General features: G+C 71.7%; 8 protein-coding genes and 1 pseudogene. 5 read left to right on the top strand and 4 right to left on the bottom strand.

Going from position 1 to position 10,891, the window contains the following annotated elements:
• From AC1DUQ_RS08955 to AC1DUQ_RS08940, 4 genes are all read right to left on the bottom strand, one after another.
• Window positions 1–203: hypothetical protein (locus AC1DUQ_RS08955; protein ID WP_477073673.1), on the bottom strand; the 203-nt coding region annotated here is incomplete at its 3' end.
• Between the two features lie 248 nt (window positions 204–451).
• A complete protein-coding gene (locus AC1DUQ_RS08950) occupies window positions 452–1,762 on the bottom strand; it encodes an ABC transporter substrate-binding protein (RefSeq protein WP_477073672.1) in 1,311 nt (436 codons plus the stop codon).
• Between the two features lie 62 nt (window positions 1,763–1,824).
• Complete coding sequence (locus AC1DUQ_RS08945; protein WP_477060969.1) at window positions 1,825–2,748, bottom strand: carbohydrate ABC transporter permease; 924 nt, start codon at window positions 2,746–2,748, stop codon at window positions 1,825–1,827.
• A complete protein-coding gene (locus AC1DUQ_RS08940; RefSeq protein WP_477060970.1) occupies window positions 2,741–3,691 on the bottom strand; it encodes a carbohydrate ABC transporter permease in 951 nt (316 codons plus the stop codon). Before AC1DUQ_RS08940 ends, AC1DUQ_RS08945 begins: the two co-directional genes overlap by 8 nt.
• A gap of 258 nt (window positions 3,692–3,949) precedes the next feature.
• On the opposite strand from AC1DUQ_RS08940, the pseudogene AC1DUQ_RS08935 reads away from it, so the two are divergent.
• The 5 genes and pseudogenes from AC1DUQ_RS08935 to AC1DUQ_RS08915 form a co-directional block, all read left to right on the top strand.
• Window positions 3,950–4,795 (top strand): annotated as a pseudogene (locus AC1DUQ_RS08935) (LacI family DNA-binding transcriptional regulator); the annotation flags it as partial.
• Window positions 4,796–5,039: 244 nt separating this feature from the next.
• A complete protein-coding gene (locus AC1DUQ_RS08930; RefSeq protein ID WP_477073674.1) occupies window positions 5,040–5,810 on the top strand; it encodes a DUF6807 domain-containing protein in 771 nt (256 codons plus the stop codon).
• The gene (locus tag AC1DUQ_RS08925) at window positions 5,807–6,964 is read left to right on the top strand and encodes a Gfo/Idh/MocA family protein (protein ID WP_477060972.1); all 1,158 of its coding nucleotides are present in this window, start codon (window positions 5,807–5,809) and stop codon (window positions 6,962–6,964) included. The genes AC1DUQ_RS08930 and AC1DUQ_RS08925 overlap by 4 nt, the downstream gene beginning before the upstream one ends.
• 30 nt (window positions 6,965–6,994) lie before the next feature.
• Window positions 6,995–7,462 (top strand): GNAT family N-acetyltransferase, encoded by a 468-nt coding sequence (locus AC1DUQ_RS08920; RefSeq protein WP_477060973.1) that lies wholly within the window; start codon window positions 6,995–6,997, stop codon window positions 7,460–7,462.
• Window positions 7,463–7,679: 217 nt separating this feature from the next.
• The coding region (locus AC1DUQ_RS08915; RefSeq protein ID WP_477073671.1) for a fibronectin type III domain-containing protein at window positions 7,680–10,891 on the top strand (3,212 nt) is incomplete at its 3' end.

Genomic DNA, 10,891 nt, shown 5'->3' with positions numbered 1-10,891 from the left:
TAGCTGACCAGGTACGCCGGGATCGTGGCCGTGCCCTGGGCCACGCCGCCGGTGTCGTTGATGACGTGCGCGATCACGCCGTTGCCGCCGAGCGACACCGTGAGGATGTTGTGGAACCGCACCCCCGGCTTGACCGGTGACTGGAACCCGCTGTCGACGACGATGCTCGGGTCGCGGTCGCCCCGAGGTCGATGGGCAGCCACTGGGCGTCGGACGCCGATCCTCCGGGTCCGCGCCAGCGCCTGAACCTCGTCACCCCTCGCAACGTCCGCACATCCGGCAGTCCCGACGACCGAATCCGCGGACGTCCGCTCGGGGAACGCTTGACGTCCGCACATTCACGCGCCGGGACGACCGAATCTGCGGACGCTGGCCCTCCCTCCACACACAGCAACGTCCGCACTCCTGCGGGTAGGAACCCACGGGAGTGCGGACGTGGCGTGCGGGTGGGTCAGCTGCCGATGGCGGACTCGACCTCGAGCGTGAACTGCTTGGCCGCGTCGGCCGGGGTCATCCGGCCGAACAGGACCTCCTGGTTGATGCGCCGCGTGATCTCGGCGACCTGACCGGCGCCGACCGGCGGGACGGCCGGTCCGTCGACGATCTCGTCCTCGAGGTCGGCCAGGAACTCGGCGGCCTGCTTGTCGGTGGCCGAGAACTTGTCCTGCACCGCCGCGCGGACGTCGATGTTGGCGGGCAGCCCGCGGTCGGAGAGGAGGATCTCGCCGGCGGCGGGGTCGTTGAGCAGGAAGTCGACCAGCAGGGCCGCCTCCTCCGGGTGCTCGGACTTGGCGGAGACCGAGTAGTACATGGCCGGCTTGAAGTACATGCCGGTGCGGTCCTCCTCCGACTCGCCGGGGACGCGGAGGAGCTTGAGCTCCTTGCCGGACGCGTTGGTGATCGCGGTCAGCTGGTTGGTCCAGAACCACGCCATGGCGCCCTTGCCCGTGGCGACGAGCGACTGCTCCGGACCGCCGGCGTCGACCTCGACCGTCGTCGCGGCGTCAGGTGAGCCGCCACCGGCCTGCAGGTCCAGCGAGTACTGCCACCAGTCGGCGAGGGTGTCCTCGTCGTACCCGAGCTTGCCGTCCTTCGTGTAGAGCGACTCCCCGCGCTGGCGGGCGAAGATCGAGAACCCCGGCTCGTTGAACCCGTAGTCCTGCGCGCCGAACACGGCCTTCCCGGTCTTGGCGGRGATCTCGTCGGCGATCTCGACGTACTCCTCCCAGGTCCAGGTGGAGTCGTCGGGCAGCTCCACGCCGGCGGCCTCGAAGGCGGTGGGGTCGGCGACGACCGCGTACGCGTTGACGCCGGTGGCCACGCCGTACAGGGCGTCGTCGATGGTGCCGGACTGCAGCACGTTCTCGTCGATCTTCGAGGTGTCGAGGCCCAGCTCGTTGAGGTCGGCGAGCACCCCGCGTGAGGCGTAGTCGTTGAGGAACCGCTCCTCCTGCGTGATCACGTCCGGGGCGTCACCGCCGGCGACCGCGGTGCCCAGCTTGTCGAAGTAGCTGTTCCAGTCGGTGTAGTCGGGGACCACGGTGATGTACGGGTACTTCTCCGTGAACTTGTCGAGCACMGACTGGGTCAGCTCGTGCCGGGTGTCGGAGCCCCACCAGGAGAAGCGGATCTCGACGGGCTCCGGGGGGCCCGACGAGGTGGGCGTGGCGGCGGGCTCGTCGGACGAGCCCGCGCAGGCGGTCAGTGCGAGGGCCGCGATGGCGAGCACTGCACCGGCACGGAGGGACTGTCGGGGGCGCATGGTTCTCCTTGGGTGACGAGGACGACGGTGTGCTGTCGGGAGGGCCGGCGGATCGGGTGGAGCTACTTGATGCCCGTCGTCGCGATCCCCTTGACCAGGTACTTCTGGCCGAACAGGAACGCGAGGAAGACGGGGATGAGCGAGACGATCGACATCGCGAACATCGGGCCCCACGAGCTGGCGCCCGTGGAGTCCAGGAACGTGCGGAGAGCGACCGGCGCGGTGTACATGTCCGGCCGGACGAGGAAGATGAGCTGGCTGAAGAAGTCGTTCCACGTCCAGATGAACGTGAAGATCGCCGTGGTGGCCAGGGCGGGCAGCGACAGCGGGAGCATGATCCGCAGGTAGATGCGTCCGTGCCCGCACCCGTCCAGGCGGGCGGCCTCGTCCAGCTCCCGGGGGATCCCGCGGAAGAACTGGACCATGAGGAAGATGAAGAACGCGTCCGTGGCCAGCAGCTTCGGGACGATGAGCGGCAGGAACGTGTTGATCCAGTCCAGCCGGGCGAACAGGATGTACTGCGGCACGATGATCACGTGGATCGGCAGCATGATCGACATGAGCATGACCGCGAACCACAGCCGCCGGCCCCGGAACTCGAGGCGCGCGAACGCGTAGGCCGCCATCGAGCAGCTGACCAGGTTCCCCACCAGCGACCCGAGCACGATGACCGCCGAGTTCAGCAGGTACCGGCTGAACGGGTACTGCAGCGCGTTCCAGCCCTGCGAGTAGTTGGTCCAGTCCACCTCGGTGGGGATGAGCGACACGTCGCGGAAGATCAGCTCGGTGGGCTTGAACGAGCTGATGAGCAGCCAGATCAGCGGGTAGAGCATCAGCAGGCAGAGCGCGACGAGGCCTGCGTGCTTGAGCACGGAGCGGCGGCGGTCGGGCCACGGGGAGCGGTGGTGCTGCACCGGGGGGACCTCGTCGGCCAGGGCCGACAGGGTCGTGGCAGGGGGCGTGGGGCGCACGTGGACCTCAGTCATCGTAGAAGACCCAGAACTTGGAGGCGAAGAAGTTGATCAGGGTCATCACCGCGACGATGAGGACGAGCAGCCACGCCATGGCGGACGCGTAGCCCATGTCGAAGGCTGTGAAGCCCTTCTGGTAGAGGTAGAGCGTGTAGAACATCGTCGAGTCGGCCGGTCCGCCCGTGCCGCCGGAGACCACGAACGCCTGCGTGAAGCTCTGGAAGGCGCCGATCACCTGGAGCACCAGGTTGAAGAAGATGATCGGCGTGAGCAGCGGCAGCGTGATCGAGCGGAACTTGCGCACCACGCCGGCGCCGTCGATGGCGGCCGCCTCGTAGTACATCTCCGGGATCTGCCGCAGGCCGGCCAGGAAGATGATCATCGGGGCGCCGAACGTCCAGATGTGCAGCAGGACGAGCGTGCTCAGCGCGGTGTCCGGGTCCGACACCCAGCCCTTGCCCTCGATGCCGAACAGGGCGAGGAAGTGGTTGACCAGGCCGTCGATCCCGAACACCTGGCGCCACAGGATGGCGACGGCGACCGAGCCGCCGAGCAGCGAGGGCAGGTACAGGACCGAGCGGTAGAACGGCAGACCCTTGATGCCGCGGTCGAGGATGAGGGCGAGCGCCAGGGCGGCGATCAGCTGCAGCGGCACCGCGGTGAACACGTACGTGAACGTGACCCGCAGGGAGTTCAGGAGCCGGGGGTCCTGGAACAGCCGCGTGTAGTTCTCGATGCCGACCCACGACGGCGACTGCAGCAGGTCGTAGTCCGTGAAGGACAGGTACCCGGACGCGACCATCGGGCCGATCGTGATGAGCCCCAGGCCGAGGAACCAGGGCGCGAGGAAGATCGCCGCGCTCTTGCCGTCGCCGCTGCGCAGGGGTCGCCGAGCGGGCGCAGTCTTGCCTCCGCGCGCCGCTCGCGCCGTCCGGCGCAGTTCTGTCACCACAGACATGTCGTCGATCACCTCACTGTGTTCGCCGTGGGGATCCGGTGAGAAACCGGTTCCTCGGTCGGTACCGTAGCACCGGAAGATGTGCTTGGGAACCGGTTTCCCGTGGTGTATGTTCAGCGCGGAGCCACCCCCGACGCGGTGGCTCGAGGGTGACCGCGGGAGGCTGCAGTGACGCAGAACGGGTGGACGCGCAGCGCGTCGACCATCGCCGAGGTCGCGCATGCCGCGGGCGTCTCACGGGCGACCGTGAGCAGGGTGATGAACGGCCGCTCCACGGTGGACCCGGAGCTCGCCGCGCGCGTCCGTGACGTGGCCGAGCAGCTGCACTACCGGCCCAGCAACACCGCGCGGAGCCTGTCGCTCGGACGCACCAACACCGTCGCCGTCGTCGTCCCCGACCTGGCCAACCCGATGTTCCAGCAGGTGCTCCGGGGGGTGGCCTCGGCCGCCGCGGAGGAGGGTTACCGGGTGCTGGTGGCGGACACCGCCGAGCACGCCGGGGACGAGGAGCGGATCGCGCTCGACGCCCGCCTGCGCTGCGACGCCCTCGTGCTGGTCTCGCCGCGCATGTCCGAGCAGACCCTGCGCGCGCTGCTTCCCGAGATCCGCCCGGTGGTCGTCGTCAACCGGGCCGCCGACGGCACGACCCCGACCCTGGCCATCGACTACGCGGCCGGCATCGACCAGATCGTCGAGCACCTCACCGGCCTGGGCCACCGGCACCTGCTGTACCTGGCCGGTCCGCCGGACAGCGCGTCGCACGGTGCCCGGCTCGACGCGCTGCGCGCCGCGGCCGCCCGCCGCGAGGACGTCCGGCTGAGCGAACGCCCCGCAGGCTCGTCGGTCGAGTCCGGCTACGCCGCCGCGCAGGACGTGCTCGCCTCCCGCGCCACGGCGGTCGTCGCCTACAACGACCTGGTCGCGTTCGGCCTGCTCGCGCGCCTGAACGAGCTCGGCGTCGCAGTGCCCGGGGACGTCTCGATCACGGGCTTCGACGACATCGAGCTCGCGCGGTTCGCGACGCCGTCCCTGACCACCGCGACCGTGCCGCAGGCCGAGCTGGGCCGGCAGGCCTGGGCGCACCTGCGCTCGCTGGTCGGCGGCGACGCCCTGGACCCGACGCCCCCGTTGATCACCCCGGTCCTCGCGATCCGCGCGAGCAGCGGCCCGGTGCCCCCGGCGGCGCGGCTCGGCCGCCGCGCCGCGACCGACCCGGTGGGTCCGGAGGTTCCCGAGCTCACCGGCACCTCGTGGTCCTCCGACCTGGGCTCGTACCTGCTCAGCGGGGCGACCTCCGGTCCGACCGTCCCGCTCGCCCGGTACGAGTCGGGGGGAGCGCGTGCCCCGCGTGCACGCCCCGCGCCCCTACCTGCACCCGGTGCACTCGGCGGCGGGCACCGCGCTCACCGAGACCAGCCCGGTCGACCACCGCCACCACTACGGCGTCTCCATGGCGGTGCCGGTGGTCAACGGCACCAGCTACTGGGGCGGCCGCACGTTCCTGCGCGACGAGGGCCCGACCCTGCTGCCCAACCACGGCCGGCAGGTCAGCGGTGGTGCGCGGCTGGCCGACGAGGGCGCGACGCTCGTCGACGAGATCGAGTGGCTCGACGAGCGCGACCGCCCCCTGCTGACCGAGGACCGGCACCTGAACGCGGCACCCCTGGCGGACGGTCGCGGCTGGACGCTGCGCTGGTCCAGCGTGCTGCACGCCTCCCACGGACCGCTGCGGATCGAGAGCCCCGGCACCAACGGCCGACCGAGCGCCGGGTACGGCGGCATCTTCTGGCGCCTCCCGTCGGCCGACGTCACCACGGTGCTCGGCGAGGGCCTGGTCGGCGAGGAGGCCGTGCACGGCAGCCTGTCGCCGTGGCTCGCGTTCGTGCAGCGCCGCGAGGTGGCGACGACCACCGTGCTGCTGGTGCAGCACCCCGCGGCGCTGCGGCCGTGGTTCGCGCGGGTGGCCGAGTACGTCGGTGCCGGCCCGGCCCTGGCGTGGGACCGCGTGGTCGACGTGCCCGACGGCGGCCGCCTCGACGTGGGGCTCGCCGCCGTGGTGGTGGACCGGGCGCTCGGTGCCGACGAGGCGGGACACCTCGCCGCGCAGGCGTGGGGATGATCACGCAGACGCCCCGCGGGGCGACGCCCGTGAGCGACCCGGCGACGGACCTGCCGACGATCGCGGTGGTCGGTGTGCACGGCCACGGCGCCACGCACGTCCGCAAGGTCGCCGACCTGCAGGAACGCGGCCTGGCCACGCTCGCCGCGCTCGTCGACCCCCGTCCCGTCGAGGGCGACGTCCCCTGGTTCCCGGACCTCGACGACCTCCTCGCGCACGCCCGGCCGGACGTCGTGGTCATCGCGACGCCCATCCACACGCACCTCCCACTGGTGTCCACGGCGCTGCGGGCCGGCTGCGACGTGCTCCTGGAGAAGCCGACCACCGCGTCGCTCGCCGAGCACGCCGAGCTGCTGGACGTGGTCGAGGAGACCGGGCGGCTGTGCCAGGTGGGGTTCCAGACGTTCGGGTCCGGGGCGGTCGACGAGGTCGCGCGCATCGTCGCGACCGGCGAGCTCGGGGAGGTCACCGGGGTCGGCGCGGTCGGCACCTGGGTCCGTGGCGCGGGGTACTTCGCGCGGGCCCGGTGGGCCGGCCGGCGCACGCTGGACGGCGTCGAGGTGGTGGACGGCGTGGTGACCAACCCCCTGGCGCACGCCGTCGCGACCGCGTTGCTGCTGGCCGGCGCGCGGACGGTCCAGGACGTGACCGACGTGCGGGTCGACCTGCACCGCGCCCACCCGATCGAGGCGGACGACACGTCGGCGGTGGTCGTCGGGACGCGCGGCGGTGTGCAGGTCTCGGCGGGGCTGACCCTGTGCGCCCCGCAGCGCTCGCCCGCGCGGATCGCCGTCCGCGGCACGCTCGGCACCGCGACCCTGTTCTACGAGACGGACGAGATCGAGGTGTCCTCGCCGCGCGGCACCCGACGGATCCGCTGCGCGCGGGTGGACCTGCTCACCCAGCTGCTCATGGCGCGCACCCACCCCGCGATCAGGCTGCGGTGCTCCGTCGCGGACACCGGCGCGTTCCTGCGGGTGCTCGAGGCCGTGCGCACCGGTCCGGACCCGACGCCGGTGCCGGACGCGTTCGTCGAGTGGCGGGGCGAGCTGGACGACCGTCATCCGGTGGTGGCGGACGTGGAGCACTGGTGCGCGCGGGTGGCCGCCGAGGGCGCGACGTTCACCGAGCTCGGGGCACCGTTCGCGGGGTGATCGCCGGACCGGCGCCTAGGCTCGGTCGTCGTGATCCTGCGCCCGTACCGCGAGTCCGACGCCGTCGCGACCCTCGAGGTGTTCCTGCGCGCGATCCGCACCACGGCGAGCCGCGACTACACGCCTGAGCAGGTGGCCGCCTGGGCGTCGGACGAGATCGACGTGGCGGGCTGGTCGGCGCGGCGGGCGGCGCACCGCACGCAGCTCGCGGAGGTCGACGGCCGGGTGGTCGGGTTCACCGACGTGGACGAGCGAGGGTACGTCGACATGCTCTTCGTCGACCCGGACGTCGGGCGGACCGGGGTGGCGTCGGCGCTGCTCGGGTGGGTGCTGGAGACGGCGCGGGACCTCGGCGCGACCGAGCTCACCACGCACGCGAGCCTCACGGCGCGGCCGTTCTTCGAGCGGCAGGGGTTCGAGGTCGTGGTGGAGCAGCATCCCGTGCTGCGCGGCGTCGCGCTGACGAACTTCGTGATGCGACGGGAGCTCGCCCCTTAGCCGGTCGCACACGCGTTGCCGCTGATCAGCGGCGATACCGGGTGGAGATGACTGCGTAGTCGTCGGGAAACGGCGATGGCGAGCGCTTTCCCCAGTTTCCGCGAAACCCTTGCGCGGCCGGTGAGCGGTCTGTAGGAATGTCACTGCTTGCTCGGGTGAATCGTTCCAAGATGACCGATCGGGCTCTGCTCTCAACGACGAGACAAAGGGTGATGCCATGCGCTCGACGCGCGCGCACGACGAGGGACGACCGGCACCACGCACGACCCGGGCACTGCTCGCGGGCGCGGCGGTTCTCGCGCTGGTGGCCACAGGAGGCTCGCCCGCCCTGGCTGCCGATCCGGTGACCACGTGGAAGTTCGACATGGGGACCGCGACGAGCCCGGTGGCCGACGGCTACCAGCAGGTGACCGACGCGACCCGCTACTCCGCCGCGACCGGCTTCGGCATCGTGCCGGCCGAGGGCATCACCCCGATCTCCCGCGACCGCGGCGCCGAGGACCCGGCGGACCGCGACTTCGTGCTCGCCACGGCGTGGACCTTCGTGCTCGACGTGCCCAACGGCACCTACGACGTGACGGTCCGCTCGGGCGACCTGCTGGCGGGGAGCAGCGCCACCAAGACCACCGTGACCCTCGAGGGCGCGGGCGGCGGCTCGCTGAGCACCAAGACCGCGACCGTCTCCGGCACGTGGCCGGCCACGGTCGCCGACGGCCAGCTCACCGTCGGGATCACCGGCAGCGGCGCGGGCGGGTACGTGAGCTCGATCGTCGTCGCGCAGACCGGGACCACGCCCGAGGAGCCGGACCCCGGCACCTCGACGATCGCCGCGCCGACCTCCGTGCGCCTGGCGCACGTGACGCCGACCGCCGTGACGCTCCGCTGGAACGAGGTCGCCGGCGCGACGGGCTACGCGGTCTCGCGGTCGGACGCCGTCGACGGCACCTACACCGAGGTCGCCCGCACCGGAGCGCGCGAGGTGGTCACCACCGACGCCGTCGACACCTCCGCCCTGCGGTACTACCGCGTGCAGGCGATCGACGCGGCGGGCCTGTCCCTGCCATCGGCCGCCGCGGTGAGCAGCCTGCCGACCGCACCGACGGTGCCGGACGTGCTCGACTTCGACCTGGGCAGCGGCGCGCTCGCACCGGGCGCGATCCGGCTGGACGCCACCAGTGCGTACAGCGCGACGACGCGGTACGGCTTCGTCGACACCCGGGCCGTCACGGCCACCGACCGCGGCACCGCCGACGCGCTGCGCTCCGACTTCGTGAGCGTGGGCGACACCGAGCTCGTCGTCGACCTGCCCGACGGCGACTACACGGTCAGCCTGATCGCGGGCGATGCCACCGAGGCGACCGACGTCGCGATCACCGCCGAGCAGATGGCCAAGGTCGCAGCGACGGCCAAGGCCGCGGGCCAGTTCCTGGAGATGTCGTTCGACATCGCGGTCGTCGACGGCCAGCTCAACCTCGAGCTCTCCGGCACCGCCCCCAAGCTCAACCAGCTCCGGATCGCCGCGCAGAGCCCCCGCGCGCCGGGCAGCGAGCCCACCGTGTGGATCACGGGCGACTCGACCGTGCAGAGCTACACCGCGGACTACGTGCCGCAGGCCGGCTGGGGGCAGATGCTCGGCCGGTTCCTGTCCGACGACGTCACGGTGGACAACCGCGCGATCGGCGGACGCTCGTCGAAGAACTTCATCAGCCAGGGCCGGCTCGACGAGGTGTTGCGCCTGGTCAAGCCCGACGACTACCTGTTCGTGCAGTTCGGACACAACGACGCCACCTACGGAGTCGACGACCGGTTCGCCGCTCCCGCCGACTACGCGGAGTACCTGCGGACGTTCGTGGACGGCGCCACCCAGCGCGGCGCGCAGCCGGTGATCGTCACCCCGGTGTCGCGGCGCAGCTTCGACGCGGCGACCGGGAAGTTCACCGTCTCGTTCCCCGAGTACGTGGCCGCGGCGACCGCCTTGGCCACCGAGACCGGAACGCCGCTGGTCGACCTGTCGGCGTCCAGCCGGGCGTACCTCGACGAGATCGGTCCCGAGGCGTCGACGAGCGTGTTCCTGCACGTACCGGCGGGCGTGTACCCGAACCGGCCGACCGGCACGGTCGACGACACCCACTTCCAGGAGTACGGGGCGATCCAGCTCGCGCGCCTGGTCGCGACCGACGTCGCGGAGCTGGACGTGCCGCTGGCCGACGAGGTGCTCGACGTCGCGCCGCCGGCCGAGGTGCCGGCCGCACCGGCYGGCCTCGTGGCCGGTTCCGTCTCCAACGCGGGCGTACAGCTCACCTGGACGGCGAGCGAGGGTGCRGACATCTACCGCATCTACCGCAAGGCCGCCGCGGACGCGGACGACGCCTACGCGCTCGTCGCCACCTCGACGCTCCCGCAGGCTGCGGTCGGCGGGCTGGTGGAAGGTGCGTCGTACGACCTGCGGGTGGTCGCGGTGAACGGCCGCGGACCGTCGGCCCCGTCGGCCGCCGTGCGCGTCACCACCAAGGCCGCGCTCTACAAGTTCGACGTGCAGCTGGCCGGCAACGTGCTCATGCCCGGCTACACCGAGGTGAACCAGAACTCGAGGTACACCCACGAGATCGGCTGGGGCTGGCTGGACCCGACGGGTCTGGGCGGCCGCGACCGTGGCATCAACTTCACGCCTCCGCCCAACGCCCTGCAGCGCGACTTCCTGCTGCCGGGCACCCAGCACGTGTTCGCGGTGGACGTGCCGAACGGCAGCTACGCCGTGAAGACGTACAACGGTGACTGGATCGGCACCAGCCGCTCCAACGTGCAGCTCGAGGGCAAGGACTTCGGCGCCTCGAACGCGGGTGCGGGGTCGGTGTCGGAGAAGGTCAGCCAGCCGGTGCTCGTCACGGACGGCCAGCTGAACCTCGTCATGACGGGGACGTCGAGCCGGCTGAACGGCATCGAGATCACGCCCCTGCTGCTCGCGCCCTCCGCCCTCACGCTGGACGACGTGACCATCGACGGCTCGGCCGTGAGCGTCGCGCTCAGCTGGACCGGGACGTCGGACTCCGCCGGTTACCGGGTGTACCGGAAGTCCGCGGGGGCGACGGCGCCCGTCGCGATCGGCGACGTCACGACGACGACGTTCGTGGACACCACGCCGGACGTCGGCCTGGCGTACGAGTACCACGTGGTGGCGCTCGACCCCGCCGGCGCCGAGTCGGTGCCGACGGACACGCTCGACGTGACCACCGTCGACCCGGACGTCCCGACGGCCGCCGTGCCGACGGGTCTGACGCTCGGTGCGGTCCACAAGAACGACGTCACGTTCACCTGGGACGCCGTCGACGGCGCGCTGTTCTACCAGGTGTACCGGCAGGCCAAGGACGGCTCGTTCGTCGTCGTCGGCCGGGCGAGCGGCCCCACCTGGCCGGGCGAGCGGCCCCACCT

The sequence above is a fragment of the Cellulomonas sp. P4_B5_2 genome, from assembly GCF_056402235.1.
The sequence above is the reverse complement of the archived record's forward strand: the minus strand, read 5'-3'. Positions and strand labels throughout refer to the sequence as shown.